The 18,125-nt window shown below is 45.2% G+C and carries 16 protein-coding genes and 1 pseudogene; 16 read left to right on the forward strand and 1 reads right to left on the reverse strand.

Features of this window, described 5'->3' with window-relative positions:
• Positions 1-873 precede the first annotated feature (873 nt).
• From RKD52_RS01440 to RKD52_RS01500, 13 genes are all read left to right on the forward strand, one after another.
• Complete coding sequence (locus tag RKD52_RS01440; protein ID WP_454098369.1) at positions 874-1,890, forward strand: ATP-grasp domain-containing protein; 1,017 nt, start codon at positions 874-876, stop codon at positions 1,888-1,890.
• A 202-nt stretch (positions 1,891-2,092) separates the two neighbouring features.
• Positions 2,093-2,698, forward strand: coding sequence for a TerD family protein (locus tag RKD52_RS01445; RefSeq protein WP_454098370.1), 606 nt, complete (start codon positions 2,093-2,095; stop codon positions 2,696-2,698).
• 73 nt (positions 2,699-2,771) lie between these two features.
• Complete coding sequence (locus tag RKD52_RS01450) at positions 2,772-3,350, forward strand: TerD family protein (RefSeq protein WP_454098371.1); 579 nt, start codon at positions 2,772-2,774, stop codon at positions 3,348-3,350.
• A gap of 538 nt (positions 3,351-3,888) precedes the next feature.
• The gene (locus tag RKD52_RS01455) at positions 3,889-5,106 is read left to right on the forward strand and encodes an HpcH/HpaI aldolase/citrate lyase family protein (RefSeq protein WP_454098372.1); all 1,218 of its coding nucleotides are present in this window, start codon (positions 3,889-3,891) and stop codon (positions 5,104-5,106) included.
• Positions 5,045-5,992: a phosphoribosyltransferase domain-containing protein gene (locus RKD52_RS01460; protein ID WP_454098373.1), complete on the forward strand. Its 948-nt coding sequence runs from the start codon at positions 5,045-5,047 to the stop codon at positions 5,990-5,992. Before RKD52_RS01455 ends, RKD52_RS01460 begins: the two co-directional genes overlap by 62 nt.
• Positions 5,961-6,419, forward strand: a complete 459-nt coding sequence (locus RKD52_RS01465) for a TRSP domain-containing protein (protein WP_454098374.1) — start codon at positions 5,961-5,963, stop codon at positions 6,417-6,419. Before RKD52_RS01460 ends, RKD52_RS01465 begins: the two co-directional genes overlap by 32 nt.
• A complete protein-coding gene (locus RKD52_RS01470) occupies positions 6,412-7,530 on the forward strand; it encodes a cysteine protease StiP family protein (protein WP_454098375.1) in 1,119 nt (372 codons plus the stop codon). The genes RKD52_RS01465 and RKD52_RS01470 overlap by 8 nt, the downstream gene beginning before the upstream one ends.
• Positions 7,531-7,541: 11 nt before the next feature.
• Complete coding sequence (locus RKD52_RS01475) at positions 7,542-8,357, forward strand: HAD family hydrolase (RefSeq protein ID WP_454098376.1); 816 nt, start codon at positions 7,542-7,544, stop codon at positions 8,355-8,357.
• Positions 8,358-8,461: 104 nt separating this feature from the next.
• Positions 8,462-8,677, forward strand: a complete 216-nt coding sequence (locus tag RKD52_RS01480) for a helix-turn-helix domain-containing protein (RefSeq protein WP_454098377.1) — start codon at positions 8,462-8,464, stop codon at positions 8,675-8,677.
• 32 nt (positions 8,678-8,709) lie between these two features.
• Complete coding sequence (locus RKD52_RS01485) at positions 8,710-10,311, forward strand: YceG family protein (RefSeq protein WP_454098378.1); 1,602 nt, start codon at positions 8,710-8,712, stop codon at positions 10,309-10,311.
• 73 nt (positions 10,312-10,384) lie between these two features.
• Positions 10,385-11,470, forward strand: a complete 1,086-nt coding sequence (locus RKD52_RS01490) for a toxic anion resistance protein (RefSeq protein WP_454098379.1) — start codon at positions 10,385-10,387, stop codon at positions 11,468-11,470.
• A gap of 955 nt (positions 11,471-12,425) precedes the next feature.
• Entirely contained in the window at positions 12,426-12,974 is a 549-nt protein-coding gene (rpoE, locus tag RKD52_RS01495) for a DNA-directed RNA polymerase subunit delta (RefSeq protein WP_454098380.1), read from the forward strand.
• Positions 12,975-13,256: 282 nt separating this feature from the next.
• The gene (locus tag RKD52_RS01500) at positions 13,257-14,864 is read left to right on the forward strand and encodes a CTP synthase (RefSeq protein WP_029283296.1); all 1,608 of its coding nucleotides are present in this window, start codon (positions 13,257-13,259) and stop codon (positions 14,862-14,864) included.
• 60 nt (positions 14,865-14,924) lie between these two features.
• Here RKD52_RS01500 and RKD52_RS01505 read toward each other — a convergent pair whose 3' ends face one another.
• The gene (locus tag RKD52_RS01505; RefSeq protein WP_454098381.1) at positions 14,925-15,458 is read right to left on the reverse strand and encodes a DUF2529 domain-containing protein; all 534 of its coding nucleotides are present in this window, start codon (positions 15,456-15,458) and stop codon (positions 14,925-14,927) included.
• Between the two features lie 292 nt (positions 15,459-15,750).
• Between RKD52_RS01505 and RKD52_RS01510 the strand changes: the two genes are divergently transcribed.
• The 3 genes and pseudogenes from RKD52_RS01510 (at position 15,751) to fsa (ending at position 17,935) form a co-directional block, all read left to right on the forward strand.
• On the forward strand, positions 15,751-16,122 hold the full coding sequence (locus RKD52_RS01510) for a response regulator (protein WP_029283300.1): 372 nt from the start codon (positions 15,751-15,753) through the stop codon (positions 16,120-16,122).
• Between the two features lie 189 nt (positions 16,123-16,311).
• Positions 16,312-17,170 (forward strand): annotated as a pseudogene (locus RKD52_RS01515) (class II fructose-bisphosphate aldolase).
• A gap of 120 nt (positions 17,171-17,290) precedes the next feature.
• Positions 17,291-17,935, forward strand: coding sequence for a fructose-6-phosphate aldolase (fsa, locus tag RKD52_RS01520; RefSeq protein ID WP_454098382.1), 645 nt, complete (start codon positions 17,291-17,293; stop codon positions 17,933-17,935).
• Positions 17,936-18,125: the final 190 nt, after the last annotated feature.

Genomic DNA, 18,125 nt, shown 5'->3' on the forward strand with positions numbered 1-18,125 from the left:
TTTAGAGGGGGCTTCTTTCTTTTTGTGAAAGGAGATCACTGATTTTGTAGAATGGTGCCATCAAGAAGAGAAATTCCTGGGTTGATGGTACTTACCGGGAAGAATAGAACCATCAAAAGGAAGAATGTTTTGGTTGATGGTACTCATCCGGGAGAACAGTGCTATCAAAAGGAGGAATAATCAGGTTGATGGTACTTATCAGGAAGAACAGTGCCACCAAAAGAAAGAATATTCAGGTTGATGGCACTAATCTGGTAGAACAGTGCTATCAAAAGGAGGAATCCGGAGGTTGATGGCACTTATCGGGAAGAATAGAACCATCAAAAAGAAGAATCCGGAGGTTGATGGCACTTATCAGGAAGAATAGAACCATCAAAAAGAAGAATCCTCAGGTTGAAGGCACTTATCAGGAAGAATAGAACCATCAAAAAGAAGAATCCTCAGGTTGATGGCACTTATCCGGGAGAACAGTACCATCAAAAGGAGGAATCCTCAGGTTGAAGGCACTTATCAGGAAGAACAGTACCACCAAAAGAAAGAATCCTCAGGTTGATGGCACTTATCCGGGAGAACAGTACCATCAAAAGGAGGAATCCACAGGTTGAAGGCACTTATCAGGAAGAACAGTACCATCAAAAGGAAGAGTCAGCTGGTTGAAGGCACTTATCAGGAAGAACAGGACCACCAAAAGAAAGAATCTTCAGGTTGAAGGCACTTACCGGGAAAAACAGAACCACCAAAAAGAAGAATCCACAGGTTGAAGGCACTAACCCGGAAAGAAATTTTTTCCCAATGACTTATCTTCCCGTTTTATGTAAAATGAAAGAAATAGAAAACTTCGGACTGTTCCGAAGAGAGGGGTTTTTCTGAAAAATGAGTACATATAAAATCTGGTTCAACCGCTGGTTCTCGGTTGCCTATCACTATATTGATATGATTCGGAACAATGAAGACGGGATTAAGTTTGAAGTGTACGGGACGCATCCGGATGCTGATCATGTCATGCTTGCCAACTGCGATTATTCAGAGGTTGAACCGAAGTGCGAAACGGATGAGGAATATGTTCAGTACTGTCTTGATTTCTGCCGAAAACATGGCATTGAGCTGTTCATCCCAAGGTATAAAATGCTGCCAATTGCAAAAGCGCTGGACAAGTTTGAAGAGCTCGGTGTAAAGGTATTAGTCAATAGAGATGCTGAGCTGCTAGAGGCTATAGACAATAAAGATGATTTTTACGAGATTTGCAGAGAGAAGGGCTTATTTGATATCCCTTCCTTTTATACAGCAAAAACACCTGAAGAATTCAAAGATACATATGAAAAATTGAAAAACGAAGGACTCGGTGTCTGCTATAAGCCTGTGGTCGGAGAGGGAGGATACGGGTTCAGAATCATCGATGACAATGTTGATCCCCTTAAAGAAGTGATGGCGCCGAGCTACCGGATTCCGTTTCAGAGAGTCTACGACGGGCTGAAAGCTGCCGGAGAGTTCCCGGAGCTTATGGTCATGGAATTTCTCGAAGGAGAAGAATACAGCATTGACTGCCTCGCCTTTAATGGCGAACTCATCGCAGCTGTGCCGCGCAGGAAAGGCGGAGGGAGAATCCGGATTCTTGAAAACAACAAAGAATTAATTGAACTTGCAGAGGCATTCACCAAGGAATTTAAGCTGGACTACATTTTTAATATCCAGGTCAAATATAATCAGGGGCTTCCAAAGCTGCTTGAGATTAACCCGCGGATGTCGGGCGGCCTGTATTTCAGCTGCCTCTCGGGAGTGAACTTCCCGTATCTGGCGGTCAAGCTGCTGCTTGGCGAAAAAGTAGAAAAGCAGGAGACAAAGCTTGATATAAAGGCAACCTTCCTGGAAAAGGAAATTATTTTATCTTAGCTTCTATGAAACTTTTCTTCTTTTAAAACGTATGAAATAGTGCGGGCCAGTAAAAGGTTTTTAGTTGAAATTTGCTCAGATATTGGTAGTATAAGACTTGTGGTCACGTTATCGTGACAATAGACCGAATAATACATAAAGAAGTATGGCTCAGGTCTCTGTTTGCAAGTTTCCCCATTACCCAGAAAGGGAGAGTGAAGAAATGGCAATTACACTGCAAAAGGGTCAGAAGATTGATCTGACAAAAGGAAATGCCGGTCTTAAAAACATTATGGTAGGACTAGGATGGGATCCTGTCCAGCAAAAAAGCGGCGGTCTTCTCGGCGGACTCTTCGGAGGCGGCGGAAGCAACGTTGACTGCGATGCTTCAGTATTAATGCTTGATGAAAATGACCGTCTGCTTGATAAAAAGAGCGTCATTTATTTTGGCAACCTTACAAGCAAATGCGGTTCAGTTAAACATACCGGAGACAACCTGACAGGAGACGGCGATGGAGACGATGAGCAGGTGCTGATCGATCTGAGCAAGGTTCCTGCAAATGTTCATAAGCTTGTGTTTGTTGTTAACATCTATCAGGCTGTCCAAAGAAAACAGCATTTCGGCATGATTCAAAATGCCTTTATCCGTGTAGTGGATTCTGCAAGCCGCACGGAACTTGTTCAGTTTAACCTGAGCGATGATTACTCCGGTCTAACATCCCTTATCCCGGGCGAAATCTACCGCCACGGAGGCGAGTGGAAGTTTTCCGCAGTCGGTTCAGGTACAAAAGACGCTTCCATTACAGAAATTGCAAACCGTCACGCATAATTTCTTTCCGGAATCCTGACACGGGATTCTGAAAGACATAAAAAATAACAGGATAAAAGGAGTCGAATTCAAAATGGCAATCAGCTTATCTAAAGGTCAGAAAATCGATTTAACAAAAACAAACCCTGGTTTAACAAAAGTATTGGTCGGTCTTGGCTGGGATACAAACAAGTATGACGGCGGAAAAGACTTTGACCTTGACACATCTGTTTTCTTATTGGATGAAAACGGCAAAGCAGCAAGCGAAGCAGATTTCATTTTCTACAACAACCTTGTTGGCGGAAACGGATCAGTTGAGCATACTGGCGACAACCGTACGGGCGAAGGTTCAGGTGACGATGAAGTCATCAAAGTTAACCTTTCACAAGTTCCTGCTTCTATCAGCAAAATTGCGTTCACAATCACGATTCATGATGCAGAATCACGCAGCCAGAACTTTGGACAAGTTTCCAATGCTTACGTGCGCATCTTGAACGAAGACAGCAATTCAGAGCTTATCCGCTATGACTTAGGGGAAGACTTCTCTATTGAAACTGCAGTCGTTGTAGGCGAACTTTACCGTCACGGCGCAGAGTGGAAATTTAATGCAATCGGAAGCGGCTACCAGGGCGGTCTTGGTTCACTTGTAAAAGACTACGGCTTGGACGTTTAATTGCAGAAGTGTAAATAAACATGAAGGGGTGCGTTGTTTTTATAAACAACGCGCCTTTTTCAAAGCTGAAAGAACAGCAAGGCGAACCGCCCGGCCATCCGGGCGATTCTGCTTTTAATAGTGTCCAGCTCCACCTTCCAGCTCCTCCGCCAGAACAAAATCCCCCAAAAAGTCTAAAAGCGGACTTTTCGGGTGATTTCTTTTCTGTCTGTCGGAGCTAAACGGAAGGTTCCGCATTTCGTATTGTCCAGCTGCATCGCCCAGCTCCTCGGCCAGAACGGCTCCCATAAAAGCAAAACCCGCTTTTTCTGCCGGATCCTTTTCTGTCTCTCCGAGCTAAACAGGCGATTCCGCATTTCGTATTGTCCAGCTGCATCGCCCAGCTCCTCGGCCAGAACGGCTCCGCCATAAAAAGCAAAACCCGCTTTTTCTGCCGGATCCTTTTCTGTCTCTCCGAGCTAAACAGGCGATTTCGCATTTCAGTGTGGAAATTTACCACTTAGTACATCACGAACGGTCCCTGAATGGAGGAACAATCTTGAAACATTTTCAATATTTAAGCAAGGAAAAACGCAGCGAGATTTTTTTATATGAGCCGATTCACTTTTCAAAGGAGACCGAGCGGGAAATGCTTGCCTATGCTCTGGGCGCAACTCTCTATATGCCCGGAAGCAGGACAGCCATTGCAGGAGATGTACTATCTGGTAAATTTCTTAATGGAAAGCACGAAGGACTGACTTCGATGGTCATTTGTCTTGAAGATTCCATCGGCGATACAGAAGTAGAAGCAGCAGAAGCAAATACTGTGAGCCAGATTCAAACCATTTCAGACAGTGTGCTGAAAGGGCAGTTTGACCAGAGAAACCTTCCGCTTATTTTTATCAGAATCAGAAGCCGGGAACAGATGCAGCGGGTGTCTCGGAAGCTTAAGCATCACATTCAGCTGATCAGCGGATTTGTTTTTCCCAAATTCACATCTGAAAACGGGAGAGGGTATTACACAGCGCTGCAGGAAATTGCATCCGATTCTTCTGTTACGCTTTACGGAATGCCGATTCTTGAAACAAAAGAGATTATTTATAAAGAAACACGCTTGAACGAACTGCTTGGCATCAAAGCGATTCTGGATGATTTTTATGAGTATGTGCTGAATGTAAGGCTTGGAGGCACAGACTTATCCGGTCTGTTTGGAATCAGGAGAAGCAGGGATACGACCATCTATGATATTTCAGTCATCCGGGACTGCATTACGGACATTATCAATGTTTTCGGCCGATGTGAAAAAGAGTACGTCATCTCCGGTCCGGTATGGGAGTATTTTGGAGGCGGACAGCGAATTTTGAAGCCGCAGATCAGACAAACTCCTTTCCAGCAGGCATATGGCCATGAAGGGCTTGAATTCAGAGCGAACCTCATTGACCGTTATGACGACGGACTTATTCATGAGATCGTTCTGGATAATACGAACGGGCTTGTAGGGAAAACGATCATACATCCTCTTCATATTAAAATCGTCAATGCGCTGAACGCGGTCACAAGGGAAGAATATTTGGACGCCTCCTCCATCCTTGATCAGGCGCAGTCCTACAACGGCGTGATCCGAAGCGAATTTTCAAATAAAATGAACGAAATTAAACCCCATTACAATTGGGCGCGGAAAATCATCTTGAAATCTAAACTATACGGGGTGTTCCATGAGCAGCAATCATTTATCGACCTTATCAGCGAAACCGCAAACGAACAGCTATACATTTGACCTGCTGGGTCAGCTTTCGGTAGACATCGAATTGACCGGAAATCCTTATCTTCTACCGCTGGACAGGCTGTTCCAGATGGCGGCGCGCATTAACAAAAAGCGCTCGTTTCTTTTTGTCAGCACCGTTCTCGGCAAGCATATTCCTGTTGATCCTTCGCTTGCTCTTCTTACTGGTCAGGCGCTTGCAGCCAGATACATGGAAGTCGTTGAGGCAAAAACGCATCCGGAGCGGGATCAGATTCTTGCAGGATTGATGGGCGGACAGGCAAAGAAAAGCGAATACCGCCATGCACTAGCTAGACCGGCATTATTTATCGGGTTTGCAGAAACAGCGACAGCTCTTGGGCACGCGGTGTTTGAGAACTTCAGAAATGCGGCTTTTTTCCATACGACAAGAGAACAGGTGTCTGAAATGGATTCTATTATTAACTTTGAAGAGGAGCATTCTCACGCCACTTCACACCGGTGCTATGTTGATGAAAAGCTTTTTGATAACACGAGGCCGATCGTTCTTGTTGATGATGAAGTCACAACAGGGAAAACGGCGCTGAATATCATTGAATCCATTCAGGAAAAATTCCCGCGCAGCGAATATACGGTCGTATCCATCCTCGACTGGCGTTCAGAGGAAGATCAAAAGAGATTAAGAGATACAGAGAAACGGCTGGGCATTACCATTCATGAGGTTTCTCTTGTAACGGGACTGATTACAGCAAATGGAGATCCGGTTGCAGAAAGCAAACCCCAAAACCCGTTCTCTGTCTTCACTCCATACAGAAATGGAGGAAATCGTGATTTCTCCGGAAGAAGGCGATCTTACGTCATGTGCGTCAGAACAGCTGTCTTCCCCATATGTGAAGCATACGGGAAGGTTCGGTCTGACTGATGCAGAACAATTGGAGGCAGACATTTATTGCCTGAAGGCGGCAGCAAGGCTGCGCGAAGCCAGAAAAGGAAAAAGAACCCTTTGTCTCGGTACAGGGGAATTTATGTACATTCCTATGAAAACAGCCTCCTACATGGGGGACGGCATCTACTATCAGTCTACGACAAGAAGCCCGATTCATCCTGTTAACCGCGTGAATTACGCTGTGAACAGCGCGTTCCCGTTTTCAAATCCAGAAGACGGGGAAACAGCAAACTTTTTCTACAATGTCACAGAGGGCCAGTATGATGAAGTTTTTGTCTTCTTCGAACGTTCTGTTCCTGAAGAGAGACTGCAGCCGATGCTTGATCAGCTGAAAACTGTTTTCCCGGTGATTCATTTTGTATATTTCAGTACAAACCAAAAAGGAAGTGCATCTGATGAGTAAGGTGGAGCAGCAATTGCCGAAGCCGGCAGCAATGGGAAGTTATTCAGAAAAGGACGTTGTTTTCCTGCTGAAGGACTTGAGCCAAATTAGTCTTGAAAAATCAACACTCGAACGGGAGCAGGCTGTTCAGAGCGGAACACATTATTCTGAGATGCTTCCAATTGAATATAAGCCGACCGATGAATATTTGCAGCTTTTTCATCACTCATTAGACATGTATAAACAAAAGCTTGCAGCTGCTGTTGGAACGGTGTCAGAGCAGATTTTAAAAACAAAGGGCAAGAGCATCGTGCTCGTTTCGCTTGCCCGCGCAGGCACTCCGGTAGGAATTCTGATGAAGCGCTATTTGCAGGAGGTGCATCAGATCGATGTTCCTCATTACAGTGTCTCCATTGTGAGAGGACGCGGCATTGATGCCAACGCCATGAATTATATCGCCCATAACCATCCGGATGAAAGCGTGCAGTTTGTGGATGGCTGGACAGGAAAAGGCGCCATCACAAGAGAGCTTAGAGAAGCAATGGAAGTTTTCAACAGCAAACACGGCCTTGCCATTGATGACTCGCTCGCGGTCCTTGCAGATCCCGGTTATTGCACGGATATTTATGGAACCAGAGAAGATTTCCTGATTCCGAGCGCCTGCCTGAACTCAACTGTATCAGGCCTTGTCAGCAGAACTGTCCTGAACGATGCCTTCATCGGGCCGGATGACTTCCACGGTGCCAAATATTACGAAGAACTGCTGCCGGAAGACGTGTCCAATCATTTCATTGACGTAGTAGTCTCTCAGTTTCCAAACGTTAAAGAGGAGATCTCAAAGCAGGTTTCGCTGCTTGATAAAGAGGACCGGACACCGACATGGAAAGGGATTGAGGATATTAAGCAAATTCAGGACGAGTTTGGCATTGAAAACATCCACCATGTGAAGCCGGGAGTGGGAGAGACGACGCGTGTACTGCTCAGAAGAGTGCCATGGAAGATCCTTGTTAAGGATTTAGGCAATAAAGACCTCGAGCATATCTTCCTGCTCGCAAAAGAACGGAACGTCCCTGTCATTGAATACAAGAATATGTCTTACTCATGCTGCGGGATTATCAAGCCCTTAAACTAGGAGGTACTGCTGTGATTTTTGCAAGTGATCTGGATCAGACGCTCATTTATTCGAGAAGATCGTTCCGTGAGCCGGTTGGAGAAGAGGATATTCAATTGATTGAAACTCTCGACGGCCAGGAAATTTCGTTCATGACGAAAAAAGCGATTTCCATGCTGAAGGAAATAGCCGGACAGATGACGTTTGTTCCTGTAACAACCAGAACCCCGTCCCAATACGGACGGATCTCCATCTTTCAGCAGGAAATCCTTCCGCGCTACGCTGTAACGAGCAACGGCGGACATGTATTCAAAGAGGGGAAGCTTGACGAGGAGTGGAAACAGCATCTTGAAGCACGCATGAAAGATGAGTGTACAAGTTTGGAGGATGTCTCCCTTAAATTTCAGGAGATTGCTTCAGATGACTGGGTGCTGAAGCAGAAAAACGCCGAGAATCTCTTTTTATACAACATTATTGAACGCGGAAATATTCCGGAGGCTCGCCTGCAGGAGTTTATCCTCTGGGCGGACCGTCACGGCTGGAAGCATTCACTGCAGGGAAGAAAGCTGTATTTTGTGCCGAAACCGATTAATAAATGGGACGCCGTTGCCTATGTGAAAGAAGCTGCCGGTGCAAAAACCGTGATGACTGCGGGCGACTCCCTGCTTGATTTGTGCATGCTTGAAGAAGCCGATCTTGCCTTTTCACCGTTGCACGGCGAGCTTGGCGAGTCAGGCGCAAGGCTGTCTGGAACCATACAGCGAACGTCGAAAAATGGAATCTTCGCTTCAGAGGAAATTCTGGAAAATGTCCTGGCGAAAATCAAGCCTGTCCCTGCTGAACAGTAAATAGAAATATTTACCTGTATAAGGTGGTACAATAGGAGCAGGGTGTTCTCAGGGTACCTATGGCTGCACGGCTGATTTTCTCAGTTCTTATTGGAGTGAACGTCTTGGCAACAGCAGAAAAAACAAAAACCAATCTATTGGATAAAAACATTATGAGTTCCGCTCAGGCCTGCAAAGAATGGGGGATTGACGATTCTGCTCTCAGAAAAAGGGTCAATCAGTTTCCGCCGGGCACCATCCGGAAGTTCGGAAAAACATGGGTGGTTACGAGTGAAGGAATGTGCCACGTCTTTGGCGAAAAAAGACGAAACGGTCAGTAAACATGGAGATATTTTCAGAGGAGGGAAGAGAGATGATAAGAACATATAAGCCTGCGCTTGCAGAACATCTGGATACAGACTGGCAGACTCTTCTTTTTATGCCGCTGCCTGAGCGTCCGGATTATGTGAACACTCCCTCTGAAGTGAAAATTCCGCAAGTCGCCATCCGTCTGCTTGGAACACCATTAACAGACGATGAATACTATCAAATGCTTTTTGACCTTGTTCATCACGAGGAACTCGGTGTGCATTTTCTAAGTGAATCTTTAGATAAAAACATCCCGCAGGAAAAATTTCAGGCGATACAGAACCTGCTGATTCTGCATAAAAACGAAAAGCTCTCCGTGAACCGGTTTGTTGCTTTTATGGACAGAGACCGCCTGCTTCCGGTTCTTTCCGATCCGGAGTTAAACCGCCACCTGCGGACTTGTGTCATTCATATGCTTTCGCGCTTCTTTCCTGACAAAGCGAACGACAGTGCCGATTTCCGGCGCATCATTGTTGATTTGATCAAATGGACCTGGAACCACCTGCATCCTGAGCTGCAAAAAACAGACGGCGTCCGGCCGCCTGCGTTTTTCTGGTACGGAAATGCAACGAAAAGCGAACAGTTCTTCCTTCATTTCCTGATCCGGTTCGGATGCGATGTCATCATTGCCCATCCGGAGGGGATAGACATCCTGAAGGAGGAAGATCCGGAAGAAACGGTCAGCAAAATCGTCCGTTTTCCGGGGACTCACAAACTGACAGCGTTCCCAAAGGTAAGGCCTGAGCGCACATCAACTGTGGCATACAAAGCTTCAAAACAAATTGACCAGGTTCTTCATTCAGATGAATCCATGCTCTATAAGCCATGGCAATTCAGAAATTATTCCCCAAATGCACGGACGCTGAAAACAACGTATGATGAACTTTTTATTCTTATAAAAGAAAGAGCATTTCTGCGTCCGGACTTTGAAGTCCGGGATAACATGGTTCATATACCCGCTATTTTTTCAAAAATCTTCGGGGTGACAAAAAACAGACGCTCGTACTGGGGCAAAATTCAGGACCTTGCTGACTATGAACATGCGGCTGTCGTAAAGTACTTTCCGTTTACCTGGGAGGCTAAAGGCAATCCTCATTTTCATTATCAGAACGCTCTGAACGAAAGTCAGGTGCTGCAGGCTGATAAAATGATGGGAAGCCACTGGTGGAAGTATTCAAACCTTCCGACCGGCCTTCAAAAAGGGCTGGCTGATGCGATTTCGAGGTATAGTGCTGATCCAAAACTTAAAAGGCTGGAACAGGAAAGTCCTTATGATCTGCAGCTTTACCTGTTCAATCAGGCGCTTAATATTCCGGAAACCCTTATTAAATTGATGCAGAATTTTGATTACTCCCAGCATGTGCCCCGGCTCATTCTTTATAATAATGAAAACAACGGCTACATGACGCGCTCAGACGCTGCGATGCTTATGCTGATGAATGAATTCGGCCTGGATATCGTGATCTGCAATCCTCCCGGCCATAATGACATTGAAAATTTTGTCGATGAAAAGCATTACGACAGCCACTGGCTAGAGGAAATGAGCTTTAATGAAGTCTACCAGGAGCCGTCGAAATTCAAAAAATTCATCCGGAAAATCTTTTAAGCCGCATCATTTATGCGCGCAGAATTGCCTGTGTGAACGGGCATCCAAACTATATTGAAGGAGGATTTCGCGTATGTCTCAAGTACCTGGACTCAGCAAAACGGATCAGATGGAAGAGGTTCTCGGACAAGGACCGAACAATATGAAGCTTCAGCTTCAAAAAGAGCCTGAGGTTCAAAAGCTTGCAGAGAGCATTGACCACAAGAACCAGGTGGCAATCCTTGAATACGGAAAAGCACCTGCTGATGAAATTTCAGCTTTTTCAGGAAAAATCCTGAACACCATGAAGTCAAGCAGCATGGAAGAATCAAGCGCCCTCCTGAAACATCTCGGGAGAATCATGGACCGCTTTGACCCGAAAGACTTTGCCGAGCAAAAAGGAATAAAGAAATTCTTCAGCCGCGGCCAGAAGCTGGTAGAGAAAATCATGTCGAAGTATCAGACAATGGGCGGCGAAATTGATAAAGTCTACCTTGAAATTGTGAAATACGAGGATGAAATGAAGCGTTCAACAAATACGCTTGAGCAGCTTTACGAACAGAACTTCAACTATTATATGGAGCTTGAAAAATATATTGTGGCAGGAGATATGAAAGCAGCTGAACTGAAGCAGCAGCTGCCGGCATTAGAAGCAAAAGCTGCGGAGGGAAACCAGCTTGCTCAAATGGAGCTTGATACGATGCGGAACTCAATTGAGGTGCTTGAGCAGCGGGTATACGATCTCGAACTTGCCAAACAGGTAGCCTACCAGTCCGCACCGCAAATCCGTCTTCTGCAAAGAGGGAACACAAAGCTGATTGGAAAAATCAATTCTGCGTTTGTCACAACGATTCCTATCTTCAAAACCGGCCTGATCAACGCAATAGCAGCCAAAAGACAGAAGCTCGTCGCAGATTCAATGAATGAGCTTGAAAAACGCACAAATGAAATGCTTGTCCGAAACGCACAGAATATATCAAAACAGAGTGTGGACATTGCAAGACTTGCAGGAAGCCCCGGCATTAAAATGGAAACAATCGAAGAAACATGGAGCATCATCCTAAAAGGCATGCACGAAACAAAAGCCATCGAAGACGAAAACAAACAGCTTCGCGAACAAGGAAGAGTGCGCCTTGAAGAACTGCAGAACAACTTTAAGCAGCTGAATAATGGCCGCTGATAGTTAATAGCAAATAATAATCCGGACTGGCGTTAAATAGTCCGGATTTTTTCTATATTGACCAGTGTACTCTTTGTGAATCTAATAGATCGTTGAAGAGGGGAAGAGATTTAAATGCTTGAAGTAGTGCTGCCAGTTTTATAGGTGGGTGAACCTCAAAAGTGGCGTCACTCCCCTGAGTGCTGCAACTTTTACCGGTGGGTGAACCCTAATAGTGGCGTCACTCCCCTGAGTGCTGCAACTTTTACCGGTGGGTGAACCCTAATAGTGGCGTCACTCCCCTGAGTGCTGCAACTTTTACCGGTGGGTGAACCCTAATAGTGGCGTCACTCCCCTGAGTGCTGCAACTTTTACCGGTGGATGAAGCCCAAAAGTGGCGTCACTCCCCCGAATGCTGCCACTTTTATAGGTGATAGAACCTCAAAAGTGGCGGCACACTCCGCCTAGTAATGACTTATATCTATGGTGTTTCTCATCTTCGATCCGTGTTCATACCTTTGATCATATGAGCAGGATTTTTCAGCACATTAATTATTGATGCAAGCAAAAAAACTCCAGTGAACTGCAGCGGAAGGCACTTGACTCCTGCGGGATGAAGAGGGCACGGGAGACCCCGCAAGCGAAGCTGAGGAGGCTCCCGGCACTCCCCGCGGAAAGCAAGTGACTGGAGCGAAAGAGAACGGGTACAAATGAAATCAAAGTTCAACAATCTATGGGGAAAGACATTATAAAAACATGAGTCTGCGCAGTTTTGACAAAAATTATTCCGATTTATTAGAAGGAAGAAGATTAAGGTAGCATAAAGTGTTAGAATTTGTTTATAATGAATGGTATGACTTGAATACATAGGATTCGGACAGTACTAGCAATCTCACTTCCGGATTTCTTAAAAGATGAGAATAGAACCTGCTCTTATCTACAAATAGATGAACGACTAGAAAGGGAGTGCCTCACTTTGAGTATTTCACAATATTCTAAGGACCAGCTTAAAGAATTGTCAATGGTTGAAGTAGCCTACGACCTGATGACTGAAAAGAAACAGCCGTACGTTTTCATGGACCTGGTAAAGGAAATCAGCCAGATTATCGGTCTTACGAAAAGCCAGGTGGAAGATAAAATTTCGCAATTCTACACAGATCTTAACATCGACGGCCGTTATATTTGTGTTGGAGAAAACACTTGGGGACTGCGCAGCTGGTACCCGTACGAGCAAATCGAAGAAGAGGTTGTGCCTGTTGCAAAACCTAAGAAGAAAAAGGCGAAAAAAGCGGTTGATGAGCTTGAGCTTGAAGACTTCGATGAAGTGGATGAAGAAGAACTAGAATACGATGATATTGAAGAGTATGAAGATGATACGGACGACGATCTGGACGACGATGATCTCGAAGATGATGCAGAAGAAATCGACGAAGTCATTGAAGACGAAGATTTTGATCTTGAAGAGGAAGAGCTTGACGAAGACCTTGATGAAGATCTTGAAGAAGACGAAGAAGAAGATAAATAATCGTCTTGACTTTAGAGGTCCAACTAGGTAGAATCTTATTTGGGCTCTTTAAAAGCTATACCAATGGTTTATATATACCATGCTCCCTTTCGCAACGCGCAAGGGAGCTTTCTTTTTTTAGCGCAGTTAAGCCTTCAGGCTGACATAGGCGCTTTTCCTTTTTTCAGGCATGAAAGACCCCCTGACAACACTTATAAAAGATAAATCGTTCCCATTCGATTGGGAATGTTTTCTTTTGTGCACATTAATCTTATACATCTTTTGAAGGGAGAAGAAGAACAAATGACAAAGTATATTTTTGTTACAGGAGGCGTTGTATCCTCACTTGGTAAAGGGATTACAGCAGCTTCTCTTGGACGCTTGCTTAAAAACAGAGGATTAAAGGTGACAATCCAGAAGTTTGATCCATACATCAACGTGGATCCGGGAACAATGAGTCCGTATCAGCACGGTGAGGTTTTCGTAACAGACGACGGAGCAGAAACAGACCTTGACCTTGGACATTATGAGCGCTTCATCGATATCAATTTAAATAAATACAGCAACGTCACTACTGGTAAAATTTACTCTTCTGTCCTTAAAAAAGAGCGCCGGGGCGACTACCTTGGCGGAACCGTACAGGTTATCCCGCATATTACAAATGAAATCAAAGACCGCGTCTTCCGTGCAGGAAAAGAAACAAACGCAGACGTTGTTATTACAGAAATCGGCGGAACAGTAGGAGACATCGAATCTCTTCCATTCCTTGAAGCAATCCGCCAGATGAAGAGCGATATCGGACGCGACAACGTGATGTACATTCACTGTACACTTGTTCCTTACATCAAGGCAGCGGGCGAAATGAAAACAAAACCGACACAGCACAGCGTAAAAGAATTAAGAAGCCTCGGCATCCAGCCAAACGTGATTGTTCTGCGTACAGAAATGCCGATTTCACAGGATATGAAGGACAAAATTGCGCTGTTCTGCGACATTGATACAAATGCAGTTATCGAGTGCCGTGATGCAGATACGCTTTACTCTATTCCATTGGCGCTTCAGGAGCAGCATCTTGATCAAATCACTTGCGATCACTTAAAACTTGATTCACGCGAGCCTGAAATGTCGGAGTGGATTGAACTCGTTCAAAAAGTAACCAACCTTTCAAAGAACGTTCGTATTGCCATCGTCGGAAAATACGTTGAACTTCAGGATGCCTACATTTCTGTTGTTGAAGCTCTTCGTCATGCAGGATATGCATTTGATGCAGATATCAGCATCAAATGGATCAATGCAGAAGAAGTAAATGCTCTTAATGCACAGGAGCTTCTTTCTGATGTAGACGGAATCCTTGTCCCTGGCGGATTCGGAGACCGCGGAGTGGAAGGTAAAATCCTTGCAACTCAATATGCGCGCGAAAACAAGGTGCCGTTCTTTGGAATCTGCCTTGGCATGCAGGTTGCTTCTATTGAATATGCACGCAACGTTCTTGGCCTTGAAGGAGCACATTCTTCTGAGCTTGACGTCGCTACGCCGTATCCTGTCATTGACCTGCTTCCTGAGCAAAAAGACATCGAGGATCTTGGAGGAACACTCCGCCTGGGCCTTTATCCGGCTAAGCTTGACACGTCTTCACGTGCATTTGAAGCTTACCAGGACGAAGTGATTTATGAGCGTCACCGTCACCGTTATGAGTTCAACAACGAATACCGCCAGGCTATGGAAGATGCAGGCTTCATCTTCTCTGGTACAAGCCCTGACGGCAGACTTGTTGAAATCATTGAGCTTAAAGATCATCCTTGGTTCGTGGCTTCCCAGTTCCACCCGGAATTCACATCAAGACCGACAAGACCGCAGCCGCTGTTCCGCGAGTTTATCAATGCATCGCTTACAGCATCTGAAAAGAAATAACAATAAACAAAACCCCTGACACGCCTGTCAGGGGTTTTTTACATAAATGCGGCATTGTTTTTACTCGTACTCACTTACCATCTCTTTGATCGTAAAACTCAGGGCATAATAGGCAAAAAGCGATGTCATCAGAGCGGGGTAGCCGTAGCGGCTGCCGTCTTCATCCGGAATAAGGGCTTTTTTCAGTTTTGAATCAATATGGACATCGGCAAGCTCTTCCAAGCCGCCCGGTTCTTCTTTCATATAACATGAGACTGCCGCGGTCCCGATCATGTCTTCGCGGAGCTTTTTCGCAAGTTCAACCGCTTCTTTGTCATTTGAACGGTGCGAGAATAGAAGCACGCGGTCAGCATCCGTCAGTGCATTCATTGTGCCGTCCGTAAGAAAAAGCGGTTTTGCACCTGGCAGGGGGTTTGAACCTGCTGTTGCTTCGAGCGTAATCCCTTCAAGCTCTCCAAAGCCGTGCACATAAATCGTGCCGCTTCCGACTGCAGCCTGAGCGAGCAGTCTTGCGCCGTCTTCAATGGCTTCTTCCTCCTGCTCATGAATGCGGCTGAAATGGCCGGTTAACTGGGTTGAAAATATCTTCATCATCTGTCTGAACACTCCTTTACGACTCCATTATAACGAATGAGAGAGCCAATACCTAACCGGACAGGTTCAGAAATTTGTCGATAAGTTTAAGCAGGAATAAGAATACACACAACCGAATAACTATCGTATGTTTCACCGGACTGTTTTATACTAAAGAAAGGCAAATCGGGCATGCGTTAGGCGCCTTATTTGTTTTTATGATGCAAACAGTTTTCCGGACGTTTTGGTTCCTTGCAATACATGCTGACCGGCAGAATAGCTGGATAATCCAAATATGAAGAGGTGCAGGAAGATGAATGAAAAAATCTTAATTGTAGACGATCAATATGGAATCCGTATTTTATTAAACGAAGTGTTTCAAAAAGCGGGATATCAGACCTTCCAGGCAGCAAACGGTTTTCAGGCTCTGGAGATTGTAGACAAGCATAAGCCGGATCTTGTGCTTCTTGATATGAAAATTCCTGGTATGGATGGAATAGAAATCCTGAAAAGAATGCGGGTGGTTGAGCCGGATATCCGCGTCATTATCATGACTGCTTACGGTGAACTGGACATGATTCAGGAGGCGAAAGACCTTGGGGCTCTAACGCATTTCGCAAAGCCGTTTGATATTGATGAGATCCGCGACGCTGTCCGCAAGTACCTTCCAATCCGCTCGAACTGACGCCGCCCTAAATCGGCAAACTTATGTCGAAAAGTTGCCGTTTTTCTCAGAAGTTGGTATGCTAGTGAATGAGAAAAGCCCGTGTACATTTTAATCAGATTACATACATTGCAATCGTTCTGGTCATGCTAGATGTTACGTAAGCTTTTCGGGTTTAGCAAATTAGCTGCATAGGGAGGATATTTCGACATGCCTTTAGTATCAATGACAGAAATGTTGAATAAAGCAAAAGAAGAAGGTTACGCTGTAGGTCAGTTTAACCTGAACAACCTTGAGTTCACTCAAGCGATTCTTCAAGCTGCTGAAGAAGAAAAATCACCGGTTATCCTTGGTGTATCCGAGGGCGCTGCACGTTACATGAGCGGCTTCAAAACAGTTGTAAAAATGGTTGAAGGTCTTATGGAAGACCTGAACGTAACAGTTCCTGTTGCGATTCACCTTGACCATGGTTCAAGCTTTGACAAATGTAAAGAAGCAATCGATGCAGGTTTCACATCTGTAATGATCGACGCTTCTCACCACCCATTTGAAGAAAACATCGAAACAACAGCTAAAGTTGTTGAATATGCTCATTCAAAAGGCGTTTCTGTTGAAGCTGAGCTTGGAACAGTAGGCGGACAAGAGGACGACATTATCGCAGAAGGCGTTATCTACGCTGACCCTAAAGAGTGCGAAGAGCTTGTTAACCGCACTGGCATCGACTGCCTTGCTCCTGCACTAGGATCTGTACACGCGCCCTTACAAAGGCGAGCCTAACCTTGGCTTCAAAGAGATGGAAGAAATCGGCAAAGCTACTGGCATGCCTCTAGTTCTTCACGGCGGAACGGGTATCCCTACTCACGATATCCAAAAAGCAATCTCTTTCGGTACAGCTAAAATCAACGTAAACACTGAAAACCAAATCGCTTCTGCTAAAGCTGTTCGCGAAACACTTGCAGCTAAGCCGAACGAATATGACCCACGCAAATACCTTGGACCTGCCCGCGATGCAATCAAAGCAACAGTTGCAGGCAAGATGAAAGAATTCGGTTCTGCGGGAAGAGCATAATTTATTTTGAAAAAAGAAAAACCGCCTCTGATACACAGGAAACGACAAGGCGGTTTCCTTTTTAAGTGAAAGTAAGCGTAAACAAGTTCTATTTTTCTGATATCTTAGGAGGATGGCAGAATGTTATTTTTCATTGATACAGCAAATGTCGAAGAAATTAAAGAAGCACAGGCACTCGGTGTCTTATCCGGAGTAACAACAAACCCGAGCTTAGTAGCTAAAGAGAACGTATCCTTCCATAACCGCCTTAGAGAGATTACCGGAATCGTATCCGGGTCTGTCAGTGCTGAAGTCATTTCCTTAAAGGCAGAGGAAATGATTGAAGAAGGCAAAGAGCTTGCTGAAATTGCCCCTAATATCACAGTTAAAGTGCCAATGACGCCGGACGGCTTAAAAGCAGTAAAAGCCTTAACGGACCTTGGCATCAAAACGAACGTGACCCTGATTTTTAACGCGAACCAGGCGCTTCTTGCAGCAAGAGCAGGAGCGACATATGTATCGCCGTTTGTCGGACGTCTTGATGATATTGGCCAAAATGGCATGGAGCTGATTTCTACCATCGCACAGATCTTTGATTTACACGGAATTGAATCAAAGATTATCGCGGCATCAATCAGACATCCAATGCACGTGACAGAAGCAGCGCTGCACGGCGCCCATATTGCGACCATTCCATTCAGCGTCATCAAACAGCTCTGCAAACACCCCCTGACAGATCAGGGCATCGAAAAGTTTCTGGCAGACTGGAACAGCAGACAGCAATAGATTGCAAGATAAATAGATAACAGGAATGGCAAGCCTAGGCTTGCCATTCTCTACTAGAAAAGCGGAGCCGACTGTTTAATCCTTTCAGTCAGATAAGAAATTACCGGAAAAGTCCGGGTCCCGCCTTTTTCGGGGATTTTGTTCTGACAGAAGGGCTAGGAGGCGCAGCTGGACAATGAGAAAAGCAGAC

Source organism: Metabacillus sp. SLBN-84, from assembly GCF_053629595.1.